This is a genomic window from Ferdinandcohnia sp. QZ13 (assembly GCF_031324165.1).
In the GTDB taxonomy this organism is placed as follows: domain Bacteria; phylum Bacillota; class Bacilli; order Bacillales; family Bacillaceae_L; genus Ferdinandcohnia.
In genome coordinates, this window is sequence record NZ_JAVIVW010000001.1 from 1752564 (window position 1) to 1777733 (window position 25170).

Here is a 25170-nt window from a genome sequence, read left to right on the forward strand (position 1 = left end):
AGGGAGGAGAAGTCTATTCCCTCTGGTTTGTTTTTGAAATGAAGGAACATTTTATTTAGACCCTAAAATTGAGTCAGTTGGTTAGTTTGTCCGAATTGATGCTTCATTTGGACTCGACTTGCTTTTTTCCTTTCACTTCTGTCCAAATTTTAATCTCAATTTAACAACACATGCTCCCTAGTCTCCTCCATGAACCAAGCCTATTTTGGCACGTTACAAACATTAAAGTCATAAAATAAATGGATTGTAATACTCATAGTTCATGGAGGTGAATGAAATGGAGTATCCAATTACTAGAGATTATATTCGTTTTGGAAATTCACGTTCTGGTCAAAAGATTTCAAAGGTCCGTTTTATCGTAAGTCATGATACAGGGAATCCAGGTTCAACGGCCTATGGAAATCGAAATTATTTTGACCGATCACAGCCAAGTGCTTCTGCCCATACATTTATTGATGATAAATATATATTAGAAATCATTCCACTTACTGAGAAAGCTTGGCATGTCCGCTACAATGTAACGACAGATAATAGATTGTTTGGTGATGATGCAAATGATGCAGCCATTGGCGTGGAGTTTTGTCACGGAGGGAAAATTAATTTCCAAGAGGCATATAATCGGTATGTCTGGTACCATGCTTATTTATGTGACAAGTTCAATTTAGATCCGAAAAGACATATCGTTGCGCATAGTACTTTAGATCCTTCGCGCAGATCAGACCCACAGAATGCGCTGCGGCCACATGGTGTATCTTGGGAAGAATTTATTAATGATGTACAAGAATCATATAATCGCGATTTTAAAGGAATTCCGACGAGCAACCCAAAACCTGTTGTTGCAGGAGTGTCAACACGACTTCCAATTCGAAGAGGGAATACAGGTGCCTTTGTTAAGGAAATTCAACAAGATTTAATTAAAGCAGGTTTCCCACTACCTCGTTATGGTGCGGATGGAAGCTTCGGTCCTGAAACAGAGACTGCAGTCATGCGGTTCCAAAAACGATATAGATTAGCCGTGGATGGTCTAGTTGGTCAAGCGACTTTGAGGAAGCTTGAGGAAGTTATTAAGCAGGGAAATTCAACCCACGAAGAGTTCCCACTTCCTGATGGCGTTTGGGGACGTGGGGACAAGGGCGAAGAGGTTCGCATGATCCAACGTGCCTTAAAGCATATCAACTTTGATCCTAAAATGATTGATGGTAGCTATGGTCCGTTAACGGAGGATGCTGTTCGAAGATTTCAATCGATGTATGCCGCTCTTGCCGATGATGGAATCTATGGACCGAATACGAAAAAATATATTCAGTTGGAATTGAATGATATGTAAAATGTAACCCACTGGCGTCAGTGGGTTGTTTCAATTTTGAAGCTAGTAGCAGTATTTCCGGGATAGTGGCAGTATTTTTAGTTAGTGACAGTAATTTCGAAATAGTGACAGTATTTTTCAATTAGTAACAGTATTCGAAGTAATGACAGTATTTTTTAGTTAGTGACAGTAATTACTTCACATTCAACCGCAATCACCTATTATTAATCTCCTTCCACACCTCTTCATACACTTTTTTCAATGGAACGCCGTGTTCTTCGGCTATGCGGCGGCAATCTTCATATTCAGGAGACCTTTGAACTGATTCTCCCGCGAAAATTCCTTCTTTGATCGTGACTTTTCCCCATTGCGTAATTACTTCTGTAAAAATTCGCTCGAGGCGGTGAACAGTCAAAGGATAATACCGCAAACCTAGTGTGGTGGTCTCCGCAAATAGGATTTCCTTCATTTTATCTAATTTATGTTTTGAGCAAAGAAGCTGAAGAAGGACAGCTGGCCGATTTTTTTTCATATAAATTGGGGTGTAATAGACGTCATTTGCCCCTGCATCAAATAATAAATCCATGACATAGCCCAGCCATTCGCCAGACATATTATCAAGATTTACCTCAAGCTTGATCATGTCGTCGTCAACATGCTCATGATTTGGTGGAAGTTTTTTGTCCATGATTCCCTTCCCTTTCATTCGAAAATTCACTACCGCTAGTATATCATTGAGAGATGAAAATAGCCCGCCAAACTGGCGAGCTATCAACGGTCGTTCATTTTTTAAAATTCAAAGTACTCTTTTGCGTTTTGGTAGCAGATTCCTTTAACAACATCTCCTAGTAAGTCCATGTCGTTTGGAACTTCACCGTCTTCTACCCATTCTCCGATTAGGTTACAAACTAAACGACGGAAATACTCATGTCGAGTGTATGATAGGAAACTTCTTGAGTCTGTTAGCATCCCGATGAATCGGCTGAACAAGCCAAGGGCTGCTAATGCTTTCATTTGCTCAAGCATACCTTCTTTTTGATCATTGAACCACCAAGCTGTTCCGAATTGCATTTTACCTGGCTTACCTCCACCTTGGAAGTTACCAATTGTTGTTCCAATGATGTAGTTGTCGTTTGGATTTAATGAATACAGAATCGTTTTTGGTAGTAAATCATCAGTAGCAAGTGCATCAAGGAATTGGTTTAATGGTCGAGCTAATTCACCATCGTTGATGCTGTCGTAACCAGTGTCTGGTCCTAGCTTGCCAAACATTCGTGTGTTGTTGTTACGTAATGCGTGAATATGTAATTGCATCGCCCAGTCGCGTTTTGCATACTCTTTTCCTAGGAAAACCAATGTATAGGATTTATATTTAGTCTCTTCTTCTATAGAAACCTTTTCACCTTTGAATCCCTTTTCAAATGCTGCTGCCGCTTCTTCCTTTGTTGAGTGCTCATACATCATTGTGTTAAGAGCATGGTCAGAAACACAACCGCCGAGTGAATGGAAGAATTCAATTCGGTTTTCTAATGCCTTTAAGAAATCATCGTAGCTTGAAATTTCAATTCCTGAAACCTCACTAAGCTTCTGCACCCAGCCTACAAATGTATCTTGGTTGATTTCTAGCCCTTTGTCAGGACGGAAGCTTGGTAATACCTTTACATCGAAGCTTGCATCTTCTGCAATAAGCTTGTGATACTCTAGAGAATCAGTTGGATCGTCAGTTGTACATACTACTTCTACATTCGATTTTTTAATTAAGTCTCTTGCTCCGAAACCTTCTCCAGTAAGCTTACTGTTTAGTTTTTCCCAGATAGCTGGAGCTGACTTTTCGTTTAAAATTTCATGAACGTCGAAGAAGCGTTGAAGCTCAAGATGAGTCCAGTTGAATAACGGGTTCCCGATTGTCATTGGAACTGTTTTCGCCCACGCAACAAATTTATCATAATCTGATGCATTGCCTGTTACATACTCTTCTTCAATTCCGTTTGCTCTCATTGCTCTCCACTTATAGTGGTCACCATATAACCATGCTTCAGTTATATTTTTGAAGGTTTTGTTTTCATAAATTTCCTGAGGACTTAAATGGCAGTGATAATCAATAATTGGCAGATCTTTAGCGAAATTATTGTACAATGCTACCGCAGTGTCGTTTGACAATAAAAATGTTTCATCCATAAATTTTTTCATCTTGTCCACCTGCTTTTAATATTTTACTTTCTAATAGTACCCTAATCTTGGGGAGATAATCAACTTTGACCTGGCTTTTGCGCCAATGTCTAAAAGAAAAAAAGGGAAAGGGGTATCTACATAGACACCCCACTTCCTCTATTTTATAAGCAAATCTGGTAAGAAGAGAGACAATTGTGGAATGAATGTAATCGCAAGTAATACTGCGATCATTGCCGCATAGAACGGAATCATTCCTTTCATGGTCTTCTCTATTGGTATTTGACCAATCGCACATCCAACAAATAGACAGGTGCCTACTGGTGGAGTGATTAATCCTATTGCAAGGTTTAGAATAAGCACAACACCGAATTGCACCGGATCCATACCGGCCGCTGTAGCAACAGGTAATAGAATTGGAGTTGCAATTAAGATAAGTGGAGCCATATCCATAAACATACCAAGTACTAGTAGAATTAAGTTGATGATTAATAATGTGACAATGTCATTTGGTGAAAATGCAAGAAGCCCCTCTGTCACCATAGCTGGAACTTTTAATAATGCTAATAACCATCCAAAAGCTGAAGATGCAGAGATTAAGAAAAGCACCATCGCTAGGGTTTTTGAAGTTCTAACTAAGATAATACGCATTCTTGAAAGTGGAATATCACGATATACAAAGAATGTAATAATAAATGCATATACAACACCAATCGCAGCAGATTCAGTTGCTGTGAAAATACCACTTACAATACCACCGATAATGATAACTGCTGTAAAAAGACCTAGTAAACCTTCACGAATAATTTTTGGAACTTCTTCTTTTTTAACAGGTTCACCTTTTGGATAATTACGTTTAACCGCAATAATATATGTGACAACCATTAGAACAAGTCCTAATAAAATTCCTGGAACAAGTCCACCCATAAATAGCGCGCCTACTGAAACCCCACCGGCAGCCGTTGAATAAATAATCATGTTATGGCTTGGAGGAATCATAACTCCTTGAGCCGCACTGGAGATTGTTACGTTAACTGCATAATCTGCATCGTATTTCGCCTTTTTCATCATTGGAATTAACACGGAGCCGATTGAAGATACGTCTGCAACCGCCGAACCTGAGATTCCGCCGAAGAAAGTACTTGCTAATACGTTAACGACAGCAAGTCCACCACGAACCTTACCAATCATAACGTTTGCTAAGTTAATTAAGCGTCTTGAAATACCGCCTTCATTCATAATTTCTCCTGCTAAAATAAAGAATGGAATCGCAAGGAGTGAGAATGAATTAAGTCCGCCTACCATACGTTGAACCAATGCTGCTAAATCGATATCCATGTAAATTCCTGTAATAAATGAGGAAACTACTAGGCTCAGTGCAACAGGAACGCGTATTAGTAAGAGAAGAACAAAGCTTCCTAATAATATTAATACTTCCATTTACAACTCACTCCTCTATCTGTTCATCCCATTCTTGATGCATACCCTTTTTAAACAAGAGCTCGATACCATAAATTAGCATTAAAATACCCGTTGCTGGGATTGCACCGTATAAAACACTTTGTGGAAGTCCTGTACCCGGCATTGTTGACCCACCCATAAGTGCAGTAAATCTAAGCCCATAAAAAATAAAAACAATTGCAACCAAAATAACTAAGATTTTTGCGATAATATCACACAATGTTTGGACCTTTTTTGGCATTATTGCAACTAATGCACCCACACCAATATGGAGCTTATCCCTAAAGCCGACTGCGATTCCAATGAATCCTACCCATACAAGTAGAAGTAATGATACCTCTGAGGACCATCTTGGAGTGTAGCTGAAAAAGTATCGAGTAAATACTGTTGCTGCTACGATAATACACATTACAGCTATGAAAATAGCAATTAGATTATCAATGGCATTATCAAAGATCCTTTTGACTTTTTTTAACCCATCCATTTAACTAGCCTCCTTAAAGCAAACTCGATGATTGTCGAGCCTCAGATGAAAGCAAAGCAGTCGTTGCATTATACTTTCTTTATCCGTTAAAAAAGTAACGAATCCTTTCATTACCTTTTTAACTAACCCAAACACATCATATAATCTATATTTTCTTTGCTTTCAAAACACGAAGTCTTACTAAACTATATGGAGGCAATCCTCCCTCAAGACCAGAATCTTGAGGAGGAAATGCCACTAAAAGCTTAATAGATTATTATTTTACTGCTTCGATTTTTTCAATCCATGCTTTGTATGCGCCACCATGTTTGTCGTAAACTGGTTGTACCGCTTCACGCCATGCTGCAGTGTCAGTAATTTCAACTACTTCGTTACCAGCAGCTTCAACTTTTTCTTTTGCTTCATTTTCTAGATCAGCCCATGCATTTTTTTGAGCCTCTTGTGATTCCATTGCAGCTTCTTTGATAGCTTTTTGGTTTTCTTCACTTAGATCTTTCCATACTTTAGAAGAGATCATAAGAATTTCTGGTACACGTGAGTGTGCATCTAATGTGAAATACTTTGCAACTTCATAGTGGTTCACTGAGTAATAACTTGGATAGTTGTTTTCTGCACCATCGATAACACCTGTTTGAAGTCCAGAATATACTTCTTCATATGCCATTGGTGTAGCTGATGCACCAAGAGATTCAACCATGTCTACTACTAATGCAGATTGTTGAACGCGAATCTTTAATCCTTTTAAATCCTCAGGTTTTTCAACTGGATGTTTTGAATTATAGAAGTTACGGCTACCAGAATCATAGAATACAAGTCCTCTCATATTCGATTCTTCCATACCAGCTAATAAATCCTCACCAATCTCACCATTCAAGACATTCCACATATGGTCTGCATCTCTAAATAGGTAAGGCATGGAAAGAACCCCTAAATCCTTAGAGAATTCAGCAAGTGGACTTGCATTAACACGAGCAAAGTCGATTGTACCTAATTGAACTTGCTCGATTACGCTCTTCTCGTCACCAAGCTGACCCCCTGCATACACTTCAACCTTAACTTGTCCATTTGTCTTCTCTTCTACTAATTTCGCAAACTCTTTATCCCCTACAACAGTTGGATAATCCTCAGGTTGGTTGTCTGCAAGTTTTAAAACGATAGGATCTTTTGCATCGCCATCGCCTTTACCACTACTTTTAGTAGCTGAATCATCGCCTCCGCCACAAGCTGCTAATAAGCCTGCAAGCACAAAGGACATCGATAAAACTGCTAAGCCTTTCTTCTTCATAAAAACCTTCCCCCTCTGGTGTGATTTTTTGTTTTAAGTCTATAAATCAAGCGTTTACAATAAAACGCTTACAACCCTTACAGAAAAATATGAAAGCAATTTGCGATCGCTTTCATATTTCATAAACGGTTAATAGACTCTCTGTATGAAATAACAACGTTGTTATTTCTCCTACATCATAAATTAAACAAAAATAGTTTTCAAGTCTTTTTTTGTAGAAATTTCGGAATTTATAATTATGTAAACGTTGACAATATATGGCGAACCTGTGAAAATATAAAATAAATTAACAATTAATTTAGTAATAATAATAACGTTGTTAAAATTTTTTCATTCAAAAATATCAATGTACAGGTGACTTCTATGATAACAATTAAGGATATTGCGCAAGTAGCTGGTGTGAGTTACTCTACTGTTTCTAAAGCATTGAACGATAGCCCGCTTGTAAAACCGGAAACAAAAGCAAAAATTAACAAGATTGCCAAGGAACTAGGGTATGAACCAAATTTTGCTGCTCAACGGTTAGTTTCGAAGCAATCAAAAGTAATTGGTTTAATTTGGCCGACATTGGAACGGATTGCACCTTCTACATTGGTTACAAGAATCAATAAGCAAATTAAATTAAATTCTTATTCTATGATTTTATCCATAGATTGTATTGAGGATTCTCTCGAGTTATTTAGGCGATTTCAGGTAGATGGGGTTCTTGTGTTTGATGAGCATAATCATAGTATACTAGATACTGTTTCGTTCCCTTTAGTGACCTATGGTGTTGGAAAAAATAAAAATCATACCGTGATTGATGTGAACTATCAGATGTGCATGGAGATGGCGGTAGAATATTTATACAATCTCGGGCATACAAATATTGCGTATATAGGTGACTTCTCGCCGATTGACGATCGGCAATTGGAAAAATATTATGGTGTAAAAAAAGCGATGCGCAGGTTTAATTTACCCATTACGAGCGATCACTTTGTGAATACGGCTGGACTTAATTGGTATGATGGGTATTTAGCAACAAAACGATTATTGAACTCTTCCAATAGACCTACAGCGATTATCGGTTCAAGTTATGATATTAGTGCAGGAGTTGTTCGTGCCCTACGTGAAGCAAATTTGATTATACCAAAGGATATTTCCGTCATCAGCTACGATAATATCTCACAAATGAATAACCTGGAAATACCTGTTACAAGTGTCGGAGTTCCTGTGGATGAGATTGCTAGTAATATGGTTGAAACTCTTATAACCCAAATAAAATCTAAGGATACAACTCCTATTATTAAACAACTAAGACCTACTATTAATGAGCGTATCTCATGTGCTCGAGCAGGCATCGTTTTATGAATGGGCTAGAATCATGATCTAGCCCTATTTATTTTAACAACTAGGAGATTAAGTCATGATCATTTTATATAGTTTACTTTTTCTATTCTATTTTGTAAGTTTAATTGTTGATTCCTCTTGGATAACAACTGGAACGGGGATACTCGCTATAGTTGCGTGGATTTTTTCTATAAAGGGGTCCTCATTGTTATTTAGGGTTATTAGTATTCTCTTTGTTGGAATCGGGGTGCTTGTATTTTTTGTTGAGGGAAGATCGATAACGGAACTCCCACTATATATGACATCGATGGTTCCATTGTTAGCTATTTTTTACGTCCTACCTTTTATCAATTCGATAATTATTGTAGGGCGATACGATCAACAGGTTAGTAAACTTTTAAAAGTTCGGATTCACAATATGGGACAATTATTCAGCCGAACATCAATGGTCACCTTTTTACTAGGTGGATTTTTAAATCTTGCTACCCTTCCACTTGTAAAAGCTGTTATTCAAAAAAACATTTCTCACATGGCTGAAGATCTCAGGAATAAATTTATTTCACGTGCCATGCTAAGAGGATATGTATTTAGTATTATCATTTCGCCAATGGAATTGTTAGTGATTTTAACTATAGAATCAACACATCTTCCTTACTTAGATGTCTTACCATGGCTTATTCTTTTTACATTTATATTAATTGTGTTGAATTGGTTGATTGGCTATTTCTCCTTTAAAAAGTTCGAACTCACGGAAGGGAATCAGGCGATTGAGTCAAAAAGTGCAAAAAAACAAATGAAACAAAAGGTACTATCTCTCGTCTTTTACCTTGTCTTGTTCATGATTGTGATTTTAAGTGTGAATCACTTTTTAGATATGGGGTTCCTTCAAACGATTGCGTTTGTTATTGTTCCCTTCTCATTCTTATGGGCCATTTCCATTAAACGGTTAAAGTCGTATGTCACTTTTGCGATTCCTTTATGGAAAAAGCGGACGATTGGATTAAAGGATAATTTGGTTTTGTTTCTTGGAGTTGGCTTTTTTACGAGTAATTTAGGTGATTCAAGTTTTATCGATTATTTGCAGGAACCTTTTACGCAATTAAGTCAATATCCTGTTTTCTTGTTTTTATTCATTCAGGTTCTATTTCTTGGGCTTGCATTGTCAGGATTTCATCCTTTAGTTACGTTAAGTATATTAATGGCGATTGTGGAACCCGTTCTCCAGTTGGTTAATCCGTTATCGTTGAGCCTGGTTATGATTACTTCTGCTCTATCGACTACGATTGCGGGTCCTTTTAATGTGTCAGTTTCCATTACCGGTGATTTATTACATGTCAATTCCTATAAGGTGTCCTTATGGAATATGGGATTTGCCTTTTTGTTTAGTGGTGTTGGAACGATTATGGCATTGTGTTTATTATGAAAAGTAGCCCTACCTCAGTTTCGTTCTGCGGTAGGGCTTCTTATTTATCTGTTTACTTTACAGCTTCGATTCTGTCAATCCATTCTTTGTATGCTCCACCATGCTTGTCATAGACTGGCTGAACGGCTTCACGCCATGGTGCCGTATCAGTAATTTCAACGACTTCATTACCCGCAGCTTCAACCTTTTCCTTCGCCTCTTCAACTAAAGCCGCCCAGGATTCGATTTGAACTTTTTGAGATTCCATTGCAGCTTCTTTTACTGCTTTTTGATCGTCTGCACTTAAATCATCCCAAACCTTCTTTGAAATCATTAGAATCTCCGGTACACGTGAATGTCCATCTAATGTAAAATATTTTGCAACTTCATAGTGATTCACGGAATAGTAGCTAGGATAATTGTTTTCTGCACCGTCAATTACGCCTGTTTGAAGAGCTGAATATACTTCGTCATATGCCATCGGAGTTGCTGAAGCGCCAAGAGCTTCAACCATGTCTACTACTAAAGCAGATTGTTGAACACGAATCTTTAACCCTTTTAAATCTTCAGGCTTTTCGACTGGATGTTTTGAATTATAGAAGTTACGGCTACCAGAATCATAGAATGTGAGTCCTCTCATATTCGCTTCTTCCATACCCGCTAATAACTCCTCACCAATCTCTCCGTTAAGAACATTCCACATATGATCTGCATCTCTGAACAGGTAAGGCATGGATAGTACCCCTAAATCCTTAGAAAATTCAGCTAGCGGACTTGCACTAACGCGTGCAAAATCGATCGAACCTAATTGAACCTGCTCAATAACGCTCTTCTCATCGCCAAGCTGTCCTCCTGCATACACTTCGACTTTAATGCGGCCATCCGTTTTTTCCTCTACTAATTTTGCAAACTCCTTATCCCCGACAACAGTTGGATAATTATCTGGTTGATTGTCTGCTAAACGTAACACAATTGGATCTTTTGCTTCTTTTTCTCCACTGTCCCCCGGAGAACTTGCTGGTTCATTTTCACCCCCGCTGCAGGCTGCCAAAATACCTATCATAAGAAATGAAATCGATAAAGCTGCCAACCATTTTTTCTTCATACCCCAACCCCCTCTATTGATTTTTAAAAGGTCTTTGTTACCGCTTACATTTTTTGACCTTCAAACACCTATATCTTAAAATAATCTTATCTTGTTTTCAAGATTTTTATTAGAATTTTCACAATTATTAAATTTGTTATAATAGGCATAAAAAAGTGCCTCACATTTGAGACACTTAGGTCCACACGAGGTGGGTCACAAAGACGTTGCTACTCTTAGTCTTTGACTATATACTTATAGTTTGACTGGTCTTCCTTCTCTTGCCGATTGGTAAATAGCAAGGATTAATTCTAGTGATTTTTTCGCCTCTTCTCCAGTCACAAGTGGCTCCCGATTTTCTAAAATGGCTTGCACAACATCTGTGTATTGTTTGACGAAGGATTGATTCGATTTAACGATATTAGATGACACGTTTGTTTCCATTTCAGTTTGTTTGTTCTCGTATTCCAACCCACTTTTAAACTTCCATTCTTTCACGTTGTCATTTTCGATAATGACACTTCCGTTTGTACCAAATATATCAAGTGTGGTTGAAAAGCCAGGATAAGCCGTTGTGTTCCCTTCAATTAGACCTAATGCACCGGATTTGAATTTAACAGTCGCTACTGCAATATCCTCAACTTCAATACGTTCATGTGCACGGGTTGCCGTATAGGCATAGACCTCATCAACTGGTCCCATCACGTATAGTAGCAGATCAATGTAATGGATCGATTGGTTGATTAGGGCACCTCCACCGTCCAATTCCCATGTACCACGCCATGCCCCACTATCATAATATTCCTGTGAGCGATAGATCGTTGTGCGTGCTGCACCAAAGTTTAGTTGTCCAAATTCTCCTTCGTTCAATACTTTTTTAACATCTTGAACGGCCTCATCGAAACGATGCTGGAATATACAGCTTAAGGTGACGTTTGCTTGTTTACATGCAGCAATGAGTTGATTTGTTTTATCTATCGTAATATCAATTGGTTTTTCAACAACGACATGCTTCCCTGCCTTTGCGGCAGCAATTCCAAGTTCCGCATGGGTTCCACTTGGTGTAACGATAGCAACCATATCGATTCCGGCATTTGTTAAAAAGTCCTGGTAGTCAGTGTAAGGCGTGATATTGTATGTATCTGCCAGCTTTTGAACGGTTTCCTTGTTTCGTGAATAGACCGCAACAAGTTCAGCGTTTGGCACTTCAATAATACTCTTCATATGAGTATTCGCAATGCTACCGGATCCGACGATTCCGACTTTCACCTTTTGGGTCATAAAACCAGCCTCCTAAAATAATACGATTATTATCAATAGTATAGGCTCTTTCAATTTAAATTGTAAACGCCTATCATTTGAATAAAATGAAAAAAGATAAACACTCAGTTTTTCTGTTTACCTTTTTTCACTCTATGTTGTTTGTATTTATCTAATCTTAAAGTCACCAGAGCTTGTTCTTGCTGTAATCTGATATCCCCCTACTCCGATTTCACCCAGAATTCGGTGTTCTGATTTTTCGGTAAACTTCATTCCCTCCATGGTAGCATTTCCATCGCCGGAATTACTTTTAAAATCCACAGCCAAGGATTCAGGTACATGTACAAAGCTTACATCGATGTCACCACTGCTTGCTTCCATTGAAATATCACCGGATATTTCTTTTGCATCAACTATAATATCCCCAGAGGATGTGTTCATGTTCATTTTTTCAGATACTTGATTGTTTGAATCAATATCACCACTACTTGTAAGTAATTCAATTTCCTTTGCTTTATTATTTATCGCCGTAATATCACCGCTACTGGTTTGAATGTCAATAACATTTCCAGTCGTATCTTTAACCCTTACATCTCCACTAGATGCTTCGAGATTTAAGCTTCCTTTAATCATACTGTTCATTATTTCAATATCACCGGATTGTGTTTCAATCGTCATTTCCTTTGCATCAATTTCTTCGACAGCTATATCACCTGAAGATGCTTTAATTTGAAGCGAATCGTACATTTTTTCTGGGACTTCTACAGTAAGGCTTACACGCGTGAAATTAAACATCATGAATTGGAACTTGTTTTTCTTTTCCATTGTAATTTCTACTGAATCACCGTCTTCGTCAATGTTGAGCTTATATAAAGCCTTACTCTTTTTACCTACTTTCCCTGAAAACTCAACCTCAATCAGATTTTTCTTTGTAGGAATAACATTGACATCAACAGCTGAATCAATAATTATATTTGAAACCCCTTTAGAAGAAACCTCTTGTTTTTCATTGACATCTACTGAACTAAAGGTAAAAGCCTCCACTCCAGAATTATTCAACGTAATAATTACGCCTAAAACTCCGATCAACACAAAGATTAACGCTCCATACATTATTTTTCTCATTGTTTATTCTCCTTTTATTAATCCTAAATTCCAATTTACATACATGGCAAAAACCTTATATAGTCCTTTTCCTGCTTTTATCATTCCTACACCAAGCAGAGTGCCGATTCCACAAAGCAGAATCGAAATAAAAAATTCCAAGCTAGTGAACCCTCCAACAAACACCTGAGTCACAACTAAAAGCGGTGATACCACAAAGCAAAAAGACATAATCCAAAGTGAAAAATAGATGGAAATAACCGCAATCGCTGGACCTAAAACAAAAATACTGTTAAATAATATCAAACTGACTAAAGCAAGAATCATTCGTCCACTATTTCGATAAGATTTTTTTTCTACTAAATGGGATACTTCAGAATTGTCTTCTAATTCAACTGATTCCATAAAGCTTGAATTCACGTTTCGATTTTCTTTGGCTACATCGATAAGATCCTCATATAGTTCAATTAGCTTTTGTCGGTCATCAGCCGGCAGCCCTTTCAAACGATCTTCCAATTCCTGAAGCATTTGGTCTTTATTCATATTTCTCGGTCCCTTCTAACTTCCTATGACCTTATCATACAAAGTAAAAGTCATATGACCACAGTGAAGCCAGTCACAAAATTCCAAGTGAATGATAATATGACGGAATGACCCCTACTTACTTTGTCAAATTGATTTGCATAAATGACATTTTTCATTTTATAGACTACTAGAAATCCCTAATTTCTTGTAATATAGGTAGAGATAGGAAAAAAGTCTTGGAGATTGAGGTGTGGTTATGAAAAAAACAGACCCAGATTGGATCTGGATTGACTGGTTTATTTTTTTCCTAAGGCTTTGCTGGTATTTATCCGGCATGCTCTATTTCTATATTCATATTGAAACTCTTGGTGATTTACCCTATTTATTATTTGTTTGCATTTTAACTGTTTGTTATCTTGTACCACATCTGTTTTGGAGGCCTGGTTATAAAAATCCTATCCTATACCCAATCTCCGAGCTCGTCCTTGCTGGTGGAGCATCCATCTATGTAAACATCTTTTTACAGGTGAATCTTGGTACCTCCGTGATTTTAATGTCCTTTTTAATGATTGGCTACCTAGCTACAAAGAAGACTGTTAAATGGACATTTCCAATATTTCTAATCATCTTTCCATTGCCACGTCTATGGTCACTGGACACTGTTTCTTATTTGCTTCAATACTTTGATATCTTTATCTTCTTAGGCTTCGGCGCTTGCTTCAATTATGTCATCCAATCACAACGTAGAACAGACCGAATCATTGAAGAAAATAATAAGCAATATAGGTTGATTCAAGAACAGAATAGAGTGTTACAGCAATATGCTGAGCAAATTGAAAAAGTCACTCTGCTCAAGGAACGGAATCGGCTTGCAAAAGAGCTTCACGACACCATCGGTCATCATTTTACCTCTGTCACAGTAGGCCTTGATGCTGTTTCTTACTTACTAGAAACGGATATTGAGAAAGCAAAACAAAGGATTGAATTATTAGCTAACGTTTCACGTAGTGGTTTACAGGATATAAGGAAGCATATCCATGAAATCGCTCCCTCTGAAAGTGAAGAGAAATTATCGATTTTATTAGAACAAATCGCTACCAATTTCAAGGAGAATACTGATACTGATGTTCAGTTCCATAAGCATGGAACCGAATATCCAGTTACACCTTCAATTAAACTGGTATTTATTCGCAGTTTACAAGAAGCTCTTACAAACGCCAAAAGACATGGTGATGCAACAAAAATTGTTATTCATTTTCTTATTTCACATACCGCCGTTACTCTATCTGTTGAAAACAACGGTACTCCAATTGAGACACTAAATCCCGGATTTGGATTAACAGCAATGAAGGAACGGATTGGAGAATTACATGGAGACCTTGCGATAACAAATGGAAAATATCGTGGAGTTAAGTTAACAATTACAGTACCTATAAAGGAGATAGTCTAAATGAGTATTATTAAACTCTTACTTGTGGATGACCAGGAGCTTATTCGTGAAAGCCTATCAATTGTTTTGAGTATGGATAATGAAATTGAAATTGTTGGATTAGCACAAAATGGTATTGAGGCTATTGACCTTTGTGAACAGCACAAACCTACAATCATTCTTATGGATATTAATATGCCTGAAATGAATGGAATTTCTGCAACCAAAATAATTAAGCAGCGTTGGCCGGATATAAAAATTATCATCTTAACCACCTTTCAAGAGGTGAATCATGTTATTGATGCATTAAAGATAGGTGCAGAAGGCTATTTGCTAAAAGCGATACATCCAAAGGATTTGCTTTCTGGTATAAAACTGATACATAAGGGTGGTACACTGCTTCCACAAGATTTAGCAAGACTTCTCGTCCAACAAATTAACAGTAACGAAGGCTCTAGCATACAAGAGAATATTACAAGATACAATTTAACAGAGCGTGAAGAAGAGGTGCTTGAATGCCTTGCTTTGGGACTTAGTAATAAACATATCGCGCAAAAGTTATTTTTATCAGAAGGTACAGTCAAAAATTACATTTCCAATATTTATCACAAACTAGACGTAAAGGACAGGTTCCAGGCGGCATTAAAAGCACAGCAGGAAAAGTTAATTTAAATAGTTTTTGAATTAAAACAAACCATCCTGATTGGGATGGTTTGTTCGATTTAATTATGATTTCTACTATTTTTAGTAGTTGGGGATTTTCGCGTTTTAGGTAACACTTTTTTTTCCTCACGAGCGTCTACTATTTCACCTTTATAAAAATCCTTTTTACTAAATGTGATCCCTAGGTCATGCCCCATTTTTTTGAGGAAACTTTCCTCACGTGAATTGACGATGGAGATGACTACACCTTTTTTCCCCATCCGCCCTGTTCGACCTGAGCGGTGAACATATTGCTCTGTTGTTTTTGGAAAGTCAAAATGAATCACATAGGTGACATCCTGAATATCTAGACCCCTTGCCGCTACATCTGTTGTTAGCAACAACGGAATTTTTCCAGCACGGAAGTTTTTCATCGATTGCTGTCTTTCCTGCTTCTTCGCTTCTCCAGCAAGTACCGCAACATCGATATGGTTATAGGTTAACTTCGCTTCGATTTCTTCTACTTTATCGAGACTTTTTATAAAAGCAATTGCCTTGTCTGGCTCGGTATACATAATTTTGCGAAGCACATCGATTTTATCACGCTGTTCACATAGGAAATAGATATGCGATGTGTTTTCCTGGTTGAGAGTTTGTTTTACCCGAATGATCTCCGCATTGTTCATCAAGGACTTCGCAATCTTTTCGGTTTGCTCAGTGATTGTCGCTGAGAAGAAAAGGATTTGGCGATCCCTTAATGTTGATTTGATAATGCTTTGCACATTGGATAGATGTTCATTTGAAACGAGCTGATCCGCTTCGTCGACAATGACGGTCGTAACCTCGTGCATTTTCATTTTTTTCATTTTGATAAGTTCGATGATTCGGCCAGTTGTTCCAATGACGATTTGCGGACGTTCTTTCAGCTTTTCGACCTGTTTTTTAACATTTGCACCGCCAATGAAAGACGCGCTTACGATGTTTGTGCCTTTCGTCCATTTTCGAACTTCCTCCAGGATTTGCATGACGAGCTCACGGGACGGAGCAAGGATTACAATCTGGATGCCGCTCTTTGTTTCGTCGAGCTTCTGAATAGCAGGAAGTAAATACGAAAGAGTTTTCCCTGTTCCTGTGGGAGATTCACAAATAACGTCCTTCCCTTCAAGGATCGCGGGAATCGCTTTTTCCTGTATCGCTGTTGGAGCTTCAAAGCCTGACTCCTGCCAGACTTCCTGTATAAAAGGTTTCATTTCTTCTAATTGAGACCATTTTGACATTGTTATGTACCTTCCTTATACGTACTTGTATGGTTAGACTATTGTATATTCTAACTATCTTTTGGCTTAAGTGCAAAAAATAGTTTGATCGAGGGGATATTTTGGTTTAATGGGGCTAGTTTTTTTACTGGGAATGGATGACTCCTATGATGCGTCTGTTTGGAGTACCATCAGTCTCCTAATAAGTGGTATACGGAGTCTTTTCAGGGGTGTTGGAGTGTCACCAACTTCCTAATAACTGGTGTGGGGGGGATTTCCAGGAGTTCTGGAGTACCATCAACTTCCTAATAACTGGTATACGCTGGATCTCCAGAGGTGTTGGAGTTCCTTCAACTTCCTAATTACTGGTATGCGGGGGATTTCCAGAGGTGTTGGAGTGCCTTCAACTTCCTAATTACTGGTATGCGGGGGATCTCCAGAGGTGTTGGAGTGCCTTCAACTTCCTAATTACTGGTATGTGGGGGAATTCCAAAGTAAATGCTACACCTCCAACTGAAATTAAATACGCTTTTAAAGCGTTCCACGTGTCTCTTTACATAAAAATGCCCCTCACCTAGAATGAGGGACATTAACAAAACATTGTTCTATTAGATTTGTTTTGCTTCTACTACTGTTGCAGATGGGTCCTGCGAGAATGTACCTTTGTATTCAACTACGTCAATATGGCAGTTTGGTCCAATAGTGATGTTATCTCCTCGAACCATTTTAGCATTTGTATATTCAATTTCAATTTCATCTGCCTCGATTATTTCCGTTGTTAGCGAAACTGGATAGACCGCTTTAAAAAGATTATTAAGGAAACTAAAAATTCCTTTTTTAACTTTAATGGTTCGACCGCCGATTTCTTTCGCATGACATTCACCGGCAATGGAGATATCGATTACGTCCGCGTTTAATAATCCTCCGATTACAAAATCGCCTGTGCCTTTGAACTCCTCAGCCTCACAATCTTCTGCAATCGTGGCTTTTCCTCGTAATTTTATTTCTTCCGCTTTTAAGCTGCCACCGATTTTTCCGTTACCTGATATCTTCATGTTATTAATTTTTGCATCACCTTGAATTCCACCAGCACCTTCAATGATAAATTGCTCAAATTCGATAGACCCTTCAATGTTTCCGTTACCGCTTATTTTTCCTTCATTTCCTTTGACATTCCCGGCAACGGTGCCAGTTCCATTTATCGTAAAATCATTACATTCAATGTCCCCCTGCACATTCCCTTTACCGTTAATTAATACTTTATTAAAGCTGCCACCACCGGAAGATCCCATTCCGTTAATAATTAAGTTTCCTTGGTTCTCAAGATTCACCATATTTTAAGCCTCCCACTTAGATTAATTTCGTTCTCAATTCTTCCATTTCATTTGTAAAAGCGATTTTGACGATTAGTTTAGTTCCTTGGTCCATCACAAAATCTGTTGTACTTTGCACAATAAAACAAGTTGAAACTCCTAGCTTGCGGACAATCACCATTTCACCGTAGCTTTGTTTTTCTTTTGAAAAATAATCGTTTGAAACTTGGATTACCATTTTAGCCTCTTCAAGGCTGATATCTCCTGTTTGCAGCAACTTTTCTACCAGATAGACAGTTAAGATTCCTTCAAAATGAAACTTTTCTGGACTATCTTTGAGCTGGTCTAGGTAGAGATTGATGGTCGTTTCTGAGGCGAGACCACGTTTCACCAGTTCCATTTTACTGAGGTTCAAATCACCTACATTGGGTGAGAACATTTCCGCCATTTCATCAAGGGATAGATTTTCCTTCATTTTTTGAATCCGATCAATTCGCTCTAAGATCCTTTCTTTTGGAAAAAAGGTCTCCTGCCCGGTAAAAGTTGATTTTCGAATAAACCACTCCTCCGGAATCAAGTCTTTTCGCTTCCATCTGTAAAGCTGCCCATAAGAAATGCCTGTTACTTCAAGTAACTCCTTTTTCGATAATAACTCTTCACTCATTTCTAACCGGCTCCTTTCTATAAAAATAATGTAACATAACACTGTTACGTTACACAACATAAAATTACATGATTTTGTAAAAAAATTTTTGGACGAGGAACCTGTCCCTCCATCCAAAAAAAAAAAGCTGATTCGCATATTTTGCGAAACAGCTTTTTAAAGGATTTATCTCGCCAACCAACCGCCGTCAACTGCAAGGGTGTGGCCATTTACGTAATCGGAAGCGTTGCTTGCTAGGAATACGACTGCCCCCATTAGGTCGGCTGGGGTTGCCCAGCGTGCTGCAGGGATACGTGATAGAATTTCGGTATTGCGCTTTTCATCGGCACGGATTTGTGCAGTGTTATTTGTAGCTACATATCCTGGTGCGATTGCATTTGTTTGAATCCCGTATTCAGCAAGTTCATTGGCAAATGACTTGGTAAGTCCGTGTACCGCATGCTTACTTGCAGTATATGGAGGAACAAATTTTCCGCCTTGGTAGGAAAGCATGGACGCAACATTGATGATTTTTCCACTCTTTTGCTCTACCATTACTTTTGCAGCCTCTTGACTTAAAGTATAAAGTGAATTTAAATTCAGATTGATAACCGCATCCCAATCCTCTTCCTTATACTCTAGGATTGGAGAACGGCGGATTGTTCCTGCGTTGTTTACCAAAATATCAACTTTCCCATATGCTTTTACGCATGCAGCTACTACTTCTCTTGCATTTTCGCGTTTGGATAAATCCGTTTGGAAAAATTCAACACGGCGGCCTTCTTTTTCGATTAATTCTCTTGTTTCGTCCCAGCTAGTACCGTGTGTCGTGATGAACAGGTCTGCTCCAGCTTTTGCTAATGCTACCGCAAAGCCTTGACCTAGTCCAGTTGCTCCACCAGTTACAATGGCAACTTTTCCTTTTAGCGAGAAAAAGTCTAATGAGAAATCAGACAATTGTGTAGTCATTTTGCGTCCTCCAAGTTTCTTATCGTAAATCTTCCATTGCTACAACATCCATGTCCGTATATGTGATGTTTTCTCCACACATACCCCAGATGAATGTATAGTTGCTTGTTGCTGTACCAGTATGAATTGACCAGCTTGGTGAAATCGCACACTGTTCATTTTTCATGACAAGATGTCTTGTTTCATCAGGTTGCCCCATGAAGTGGAATACACGAGTTTCTGGCTCCATATCAAAGTATAAGTAAACTTCCATTCTGCGCTCATGTGTGTGACATGGCATTGTGTTCCAAACGCTTCCAGGAGAAAGCATCGTTAGACCCATTTGTAATTGGCAGCTTTCACATACATTTGGATGTACGTATTGATAGATTTTACGTTCGTTCAGTGTTCCAGGCTCGCCTGTTTCGAATGGTTTAATTTCATTAATATCGATTTTTACAGTTGGATACTTATGGTGTGCTGGTGCTGAATTGATGTAAAACTTCGCTGGATTGTTAGGATCCTTAGAAGTGAATAAAACTTCCTTCGTTCCTTTACCTACATATAATCCATCTTGACGAACCATGTTGTATTCTTCACCATCAAGAATAACCATTCCTTCGCCACCAATGTTAATAATTCCTAATTCACGGCGCTCTAAGAAATACTCAACTCCTAATTCTTTATTAAGGGTTATTGTTAATTCTTTATCAGTAGGAGTTACTCCACCAAAGATCATACGGTCATTATGTGTATATGTTAACTTTACTTGTCCTGGCTCGAAAATGGTTTCCACCAAAAATTGTTTTCTTAATTCATCAGTATTAAATCTTTTGATTTCCTCCGGATGATTCGCATAACGTGTTTCCATTTTTGTTTCCATGTTATATTCCTCCTAAAAGTCATATTTTTATATTTGAAGCAGACGTTCAAAAAGTCCGGTGAATATGACACATCGTATTTCTTCGTTGGCTTCCTTCTCCGTTCCTCACGTATTAACTACATACGCTCCGGTACTCAAAGCTGCGCCGCCTTGAAATCCTTGGTCCTCTTCATCCTCCTTTTTGAACTTATATTTGAATACCTTTAACGGACGATTTTACCTGAGGCATTTTCAGCAAATGCTCTGATATCCTCTTCCGAAAAGATATTGCTATCACCATGAACAGAATGTTTTAAAGCGGATGCTGCCGTACCAAAGGTGACGATTTGCTCGGGCTCAAGTCCTTCTAGAATTCCAAAGAGAACTCCAGAAGCAAACGCATCTCCGCCCCCAACCCTGTCTACAATCTGAGTAATGTCATGGACCCTTGATTGATATAACTTCCCACTAATAAATAAATTACCTTGCAATCTATTATGGGAAGCAGAAAACACTTCTCTAAACGTAGAATACAAGTATTTGATATTGGGATACATTTCCGTAATCTTTTTATAGTAAAAAGTAAGTTTTTGAGATTGGTCCAAAGTATCATCTGCTTCTTCAATTCCTAACAAGTTAAGCGCATCCAATTCTCCACATGAGCAAATATCGACATATGGTAAAAATGGTTTCATTGCTGCTGAGGCCTCTTCAAGACTCCATAATTTTGCTCGGTAATTGAAATCGAAGCTTGTTGTGACACCTAGTTCTTTAGCAATTTTTAATCCTTGGAGAGTTAATTCCTGTAAGTTTCGCGATAGTGCGGGCGTAATCCCTGATACATGAAACAGATCAGCATCTTGTAAAATTTCAGCAAAATTGATTTCGTCCGTTGAAAGTTGTGCAAAGCTTGAGCCTTTTCGGTCATATGTGACCTGTGCACTTCTTTCACCTACACCTGTTTCCAAGTAGTATGTACCCAGGCGCTCTCCACCTTTTAAAAGGTAATCAGTGTGAATGCCAAATGAATGTAAATGCCGTTCATACCCCTGCCCGAGTGGATTATTCGGCACTTTCCCAACAAAATAGACCTCATAGCCAAAACGTGAAAGGGATGCTCCCACATTTGCTTCAGCTCCGCCGTAATTGATTGTTAGCTGGTCTGTTTGAAAAAGGCGTTCACCTAGGTTCGTGGATAAGCGAAGTAAGGGTTCACCAAATACAACAATCTTTTTCATCATTTACTCCCCTCTTACTTCTTTAACTTTAGCGACATATTGGGCAGCGTATTCCGTTATTTTCGCGTAATCTCCTGTTTTTGCAGGGGCAACTAGATTTCCGCCAACACCTACAGCCACACATCCATTTTTAATCCATTGATCAATGTTATCGAGGCTTACCCCACCTGTTGGCATGATATTCACCTGTGGGAGTGGTGCTTTAACCGCTTTCACAAAATCCGGCCTAAAAGCATTCCCCGGGAAGAGCTTGATAATATCTGCACCGGATTCAAGTGCACGTTTCATTTCCGTAATCGTCATGCACCCGGGCATGTACGGAATTTGATACAAGTTACATAGTTTAGCAGTTTCTTCATCAAAGCTTGGGCTCACGACAAATTGTGCTCCTGCTAATATCGCAATTCGTGCAGTTGTCGCATCAAGAACAGTCCCTGCTCCAATTACAACTTCACTATTTTTGTAGATGGAAGCTAGCTCCTTAATCACCTCGTCAGCACCATCGACTGTAAAGGTCACCTCGATTCCTTTGATCCCACCCTCGACACAGCTTTCTGAGATTTTTACTGCTTCTTCTTTTGAATCTGCTCGGACAACCGCGACTACGCCGCAATCCGCAATTTTTGAGAGTATCTTTATTTTTTTCATGGTTGCCTCCAAAATCTCTTGACTATTTCCTATTTGGAAATTAACTTTATTATATGGAAACTTACAAGGCTATTATATATAATAGTGTAAGGGATTTCAACAGCTAGATTAATAAATTTACGGAATATTTACGAAAAGAGAGTGACGACCTTGCAAGAAAAGAAGCAACCATATGGCACTGTCCTGATAAAAGCCGACAGCATCTTAAAATATCTGTCCTCGACAGATAAGCCACAAAGCCTTCAACAAATCGCGAAAGAAACCGAACTAACTAGTTCCACAGCATTAAAAATTTTAGATACTCTCCAATTAATTGGATATGTACAAAAGGACGAGGAAACGAAAAAATTCCGGCTTGGTAGGTCCATTATCAAATACGCAAACAAAGCTTTAAACCAAACCGAAATAAAAGATCTTGCACAGCCCTTTTTAGAAAAACTAAGGGAACAAACAACGGAAACGGTCCATATGGGCATCCTTGACCAATCGAGCATCATTTATATCACAAAACTAGAAAGCTTTAATCCAGTTTCCTTGTATTCACGTGTCGGTAAAGCTATCCCGCTCTATTGTTCTGCAATGGGAAAATCAATCCTAGCCGACCAAACGGACGAACAAATCGAAGAGTATTTTAACAATCATACATTAGTAAAGAAAACAGAAAACACGATCACAACTAAAGAAGGGTTTATGAAGGAAATCCATGAAATCCGTAAAAACGGATATGCATTTGACAATGAAGAACACGAAGCGGATATATTCTGTGTAGGGGCAAGTATTACAGTCAATGGTAAAAACTACGGGGCATTTAGTGTCAGTGTTCCAAAATATCGGATCACCGATGAATTTATTACACAAATCATTGAGAATGTGCTTGCGTGTAAAAGAGGGATTGAGAGTGAATTAGGATAAGGACAAGGATCCCGTCCTATTCAAAACTCCCAATTATAAAAACTATCAAAAAACTTATTGACCTTCTCTTACTTCCCTGTTATTATACCAATATATTAAAAATCGATGACGAGAAAGAGTACGATAGGAATTCTGTTCCCCAGAAAGTCGACAGTTGCTGAAAGTCGATGTTCAGAGCCATCCGAAAATCATCTCAGAGATGCAAAGCTGAAAATAGTAAGCTTTGACGGGGAGTCCGCCGTTACGAAGGAACACGTATGATAGTACGTTAGTGAGCGTCGCGCCTTTTTGGCTGCGGAATCTGGGTGGTATCGCGAGTTAACCTCGTCCCTATTATAGGGGCGAGGTTTTTTGTTTTTTCGTCAGGACAACGGACCTGTCCCTCCGTCCCAAAAATACTATGTAAGGAGAGTAATTCCCATGAAGAAATTAGACACTTTATTTATCGGTTTTATGTTATTTTCAATGTTTTTTGGTGCTGGTAATTTAATTTTCCCACCGTTTTTAGGTGCTGGTGCTGGTACAAACTTTTGGACTGGTATGCTTGGATTTATCGTAACGGGAGTTGGTTTACCTGTTCTTGTCATCTTCGCAGTTTCCCTTGTAAAAGGTGGCGCTCAGGCAATGGGCGATCGAGTTCACCCTGTATTTAGCACAGCTTTTATGGTTGCTGTTTATCTATGTATCGGACCATTTCTTGCGATCCCAAGAAACGCAAATGTTGCTTTCGAAATGGGGATTACCCCATTTTTACCTGAATCAACCAATACTGCACTTATTCTTTTGCTTTTCTCCGTTGTCTTTTTTGGTATTGTCTATTTTATCAGCTTAAATCCTAGCAAAATGGAACAATATATGGGGCGCTTTATTGCTCCAACCCTGGTAGTTGCCATTGTTATTTTAATCGCTGTTGGATTATTTAAGCTTGATACACCTTTCCTTAACCCAACAGAGGGCTATCAATCAGGTGCGTTTTTCACAGGATTCCTAGAAGGATACAACACAATGGATGCTCTTGCTTCTTTAGCATTCGGAATTGTTATCTTAAACTCAATTCAAAAAAGAGGTATCGAAAATCGTTCACAGTTAACAAGATACACGTTTAAAGCTGGGATGATTGCAGGTATTTTGCTTTCTGCCATTTATGTAGGGATTGGATTAATTGGCGCTAAGATGGCAGGTCACGGCACTTTTGCAGACGGAACACAAATTTTATCTTCCGCTGCTACCCTATTATTTGGCCCAAGCGGTACTCTACTTCTTGGCCTGATTTTCACATTAGCTTGTTTCACTACTGTAGTTGGACTAACAACTGCTTGTGGTCAATATTTTTCAAATTTACTTCCAAAGTTAAGCTATAAAACAGTTGTACTTCTTGTAACGTTAGTTGGATTTACGCTTTCAAACCTTGGATTAGCACAGATTTTAAAAGTTTCTGTTCCATTCTTAGTGATGACGTACCCACTATTAATTGTGTTAGTAGTCTTAACCTTCTTTAGTCGATATTTTAAAAATGTCAAAGCCGTTTATGGTTCATCGATGTTATTCACCGGTTTATTTGCCTTAATCAGTGGATTAAATGCATTCGGACTTGACCTTGGACCTGTTCAGGATATGAAAAATATGCTTCCACTTGCATCTGCTGGGTTAGAGTGGATCGTTCCCGCTCTCGTTGGTACCGCACTTGGACTGGTGATGAGCCAATTCAGTAAAAAGGTCGAAACAGTACATGACATGGAAATAAAAGGTTACACAAAAATGATTGATTGAAAAGAGTACTTATGGTACTCTTTTTAAATGTTGTAATTTGTTTGTTTTCTAAACAAATCAATTTTACATTGTTCCAATTTTTAGGATAAGTTCTACTATC

Annotated in this window: 23 protein-coding genes, 1 pseudogene and 1 other annotated feature; of the genes and pseudogenes, 8 read left to right on the top strand and 16 right to left on the bottom strand. The window is 38.4% G+C overall.

Annotated features, from left to right (window positions below; genetic code table 11):
- Positions 1 to 277 precede the first annotated feature (277 nt).
- Positions 278 to 790, top strand: a pseudogene (locus tag RGU12_RS08550) (peptidoglycan recognition protein family protein); the annotation flags it as partial.
- A 54-nt stretch (positions 791 to 844) separates the two neighbouring features.
- The gene (locus tag RGU12_RS08555) at positions 845 to 1327 is read left to right on the top strand and encodes a peptidoglycan-binding domain-containing protein (protein ID WP_309536286.1); all 483 of its coding nucleotides are present in this window, start codon (positions 845 to 847) and stop codon (positions 1325 to 1327) included.
- Positions 1328 to 1520: 193 nt separating this feature from the next.
- Here the strand turns inward: RGU12_RS08555 and larC2 are convergent, their stop codons facing one another.
- The 5 genes from larC2 to RGU12_RS08580 all read right to left on the bottom strand — a co-directional run bounded on the left by larC2 (position 1521) and on the right by RGU12_RS08580 (position 6705).
- Positions 1521 to 1994, bottom strand: coding sequence for a nickel pincer cofactor biosynthesis protein LarC2 (larC2, locus tag RGU12_RS08560; RefSeq protein WP_309535691.1), 474 nt, complete (start codon positions 1992 to 1994; stop codon positions 1521 to 1523).
- Between the two features lie 101 nt (positions 1995 to 2095).
- On the bottom strand, positions 2096 to 3496 hold the full coding sequence (uxaC, locus tag RGU12_RS08565; RefSeq protein ID WP_309535692.1) for a glucuronate isomerase: 1401 nt from the start codon (positions 3494 to 3496) through the stop codon (positions 2096 to 2098).
- 138 nt (positions 3497 to 3634) lie between these two features.
- Complete coding sequence (locus tag RGU12_RS08570; protein ID WP_309535693.1) at positions 3635 to 4915, bottom strand: TRAP transporter large permease; 1281 nt, start codon at positions 4913 to 4915, stop codon at positions 3635 to 3637.
- A 7-nt stretch (positions 4916 to 4922) separates the two neighbouring features.
- Positions 4923 to 5420: a TRAP transporter small permease gene (locus tag RGU12_RS08575; protein WP_309535694.1), complete on the bottom strand. Its 498-nt coding sequence runs from the start codon at positions 5418 to 5420 to the stop codon at positions 4923 to 4925.
- A 256-nt stretch (positions 5421 to 5676) separates the two neighbouring features.
- The gene (locus RGU12_RS08580; RefSeq protein WP_309535695.1) at positions 5677 to 6705 is read right to left on the bottom strand and encodes a TRAP transporter substrate-binding protein; all 1029 of its coding nucleotides are present in this window, start codon (positions 6703 to 6705) and stop codon (positions 5677 to 5679) included.
- 363 nt (positions 6706 to 7068) lie between these two features.
- On the opposite strand from RGU12_RS08580, the gene RGU12_RS08585 reads away from it, so the two are divergent.
- Positions 7069 to 8055, top strand: a complete 987-nt coding sequence (locus tag RGU12_RS08585) for a LacI family DNA-binding transcriptional regulator (protein ID WP_309535696.1) — start codon at positions 7069 to 7071, stop codon at positions 8053 to 8055.
- Between the two features lie 55 nt (positions 8056 to 8110).
- The gene (locus RGU12_RS08590; protein ID WP_309535697.1) at positions 8111 to 9457 is read left to right on the top strand and encodes a hypothetical protein; all 1347 of its coding nucleotides are present in this window, start codon (positions 8111 to 8113) and stop codon (positions 9455 to 9457) included.
- A 52-nt stretch (positions 9458 to 9509) separates the two neighbouring features.
- Here RGU12_RS08590 and RGU12_RS08595 read toward each other — a convergent pair whose 3' ends face one another.
- The 4 genes from RGU12_RS08595 to RGU12_RS08610 form a co-directional block, all read right to left on the bottom strand.
- Entirely contained in the window at positions 9510 to 10541 is a 1032-nt protein-coding gene (locus tag RGU12_RS08595) for a TRAP transporter substrate-binding protein (RefSeq protein ID WP_309535698.1), read from the bottom strand.
- A 234-nt stretch (positions 10542 to 10775) separates the two neighbouring features.
- Positions 10776 to 11801, bottom strand: a complete 1026-nt coding sequence (locus RGU12_RS08600; RefSeq protein ID WP_309535699.1) for a Gfo/Idh/MocA family protein — start codon at positions 11799 to 11801, stop codon at positions 10776 to 10778.
- Positions 11802 to 11948: 147 nt separating this feature from the next.
- Positions 11949 to 12905: a DUF4097 family beta strand repeat-containing protein gene (locus tag RGU12_RS08605; protein ID WP_309535700.1), complete on the bottom strand. Its 957-nt coding sequence runs from the start codon at positions 12903 to 12905 to the stop codon at positions 11949 to 11951.
- 3 nt (positions 12906 to 12908) lie between these two features.
- Entirely contained in the window at positions 12909 to 13427 is a 519-nt protein-coding gene (locus RGU12_RS08610; RefSeq protein WP_309535701.1) for a DUF1700 domain-containing protein, read from the bottom strand.
- 238 nt (positions 13428 to 13665) lie between these two features.
- On the opposite strand from RGU12_RS08610, the gene RGU12_RS08615 reads away from it, so the two are divergent.
- The gene (locus RGU12_RS08615) at positions 13666 to 14859 is read left to right on the top strand and encodes a sensor histidine kinase (protein ID WP_309535702.1); all 1194 of its coding nucleotides are present in this window, start codon (positions 13666 to 13668) and stop codon (positions 14857 to 14859) included.
- Complete coding sequence (locus tag RGU12_RS08620) at positions 14860 to 15510, top strand: response regulator (RefSeq protein ID WP_309535703.1); 651 nt, start codon at positions 14860 to 14862, stop codon at positions 15508 to 15510.
- Positions 15511 to 15560: 50 nt separating this feature from the next.
- Here the strand turns inward: RGU12_RS08620 and RGU12_RS08625 are convergent, their stop codons facing one another.
- The 7 genes from RGU12_RS08625 to RGU12_RS08655 all read right to left on the bottom strand — a co-directional run bounded on the left by RGU12_RS08625 (position 15561) and on the right by RGU12_RS08655 (position 22388).
- Entirely contained in the window at positions 15561 to 16757 is a 1197-nt protein-coding gene (locus RGU12_RS08625; RefSeq protein ID WP_309535704.1) for a DEAD/DEAH box helicase, read from the bottom strand.
- A 587-nt stretch (positions 16758 to 17344) separates the two neighbouring features.
- Positions 17345 to 18070 (bottom strand): polymer-forming cytoskeletal protein, encoded by a 726-nt coding sequence (locus RGU12_RS08630; protein WP_309535705.1) that lies wholly within the window; start codon positions 18068 to 18070, stop codon positions 17345 to 17347.
- A 16-nt stretch (positions 18071 to 18086) separates the two neighbouring features.
- The gene (locus RGU12_RS08635; protein ID WP_309535706.1) at positions 18087 to 18713 is read right to left on the bottom strand and encodes a YhbD family protein; all 627 of its coding nucleotides are present in this window, start codon (positions 18711 to 18713) and stop codon (positions 18087 to 18089) included.
- A gap of 165 nt (positions 18714 to 18878) precedes the next feature.
- Positions 18879 to 19661 carry a 2-dehydro-3-deoxy-D-gluconate 5-dehydrogenase KduD gene (gene kduD, locus RGU12_RS08640; protein WP_309535707.1) on the bottom strand — a complete coding sequence of 261 codons (783 nt, stop codon included), beginning with the start codon at positions 19659 to 19661 and terminating at the stop codon, positions 18879 to 18881.
- A gap of 19 nt (positions 19662 to 19680) precedes the next feature.
- Entirely contained in the window at positions 19681 to 20511 is an 831-nt protein-coding gene (kduI, locus tag RGU12_RS08645; protein WP_309536287.1) for a 5-dehydro-4-deoxy-D-glucuronate isomerase, read from the bottom strand.
- Between the two features lie 215 nt (positions 20512 to 20726).
- The gene (locus RGU12_RS08650; RefSeq protein ID WP_309535708.1) at positions 20727 to 21740 is read right to left on the bottom strand and encodes a PfkB family carbohydrate kinase; all 1014 of its coding nucleotides are present in this window, start codon (positions 21738 to 21740) and stop codon (positions 20727 to 20729) included.
- A gap of 3 nt (positions 21741 to 21743) precedes the next feature.
- On the bottom strand, positions 21744 to 22388 hold the full coding sequence (locus RGU12_RS08655) for a bifunctional 4-hydroxy-2-oxoglutarate aldolase/2-dehydro-3-deoxy-phosphogluconate aldolase (protein ID WP_309535709.1): 645 nt from the start codon (positions 22386 to 22388) through the stop codon (positions 21744 to 21746).
- Between the two features lie 150 nt (positions 22389 to 22538).
- On the opposite strand from RGU12_RS08655, the gene RGU12_RS08660 reads away from it, so the two are divergent.
- Together RGU12_RS08660 and brnQ are read left to right on the top strand one after the other, a co-directional pair.
- Positions 22539 to 23300 (top strand): IclR family transcriptional regulator, encoded by a 762-nt coding sequence (locus tag RGU12_RS08660; RefSeq protein WP_309535710.1) that lies wholly within the window; start codon positions 22539 to 22541, stop codon positions 23298 to 23300.
- A 96-nt stretch (positions 23301 to 23396) separates the two neighbouring features.
- Positions 23397 to 23635 (top strand) — a binding site (T-box leader).
- Positions 23636 to 23720: 85 nt separating this feature from the next.
- The gene (brnQ, locus tag RGU12_RS08665) at positions 23721 to 25070 is read left to right on the top strand and encodes a branched-chain amino acid transport system II carrier protein (RefSeq protein ID WP_309535711.1); all 1350 of its coding nucleotides are present in this window, start codon (positions 23721 to 23723) and stop codon (positions 25068 to 25070) included.
- Positions 25071 to 25170 lie beyond the last annotated feature (100 nt).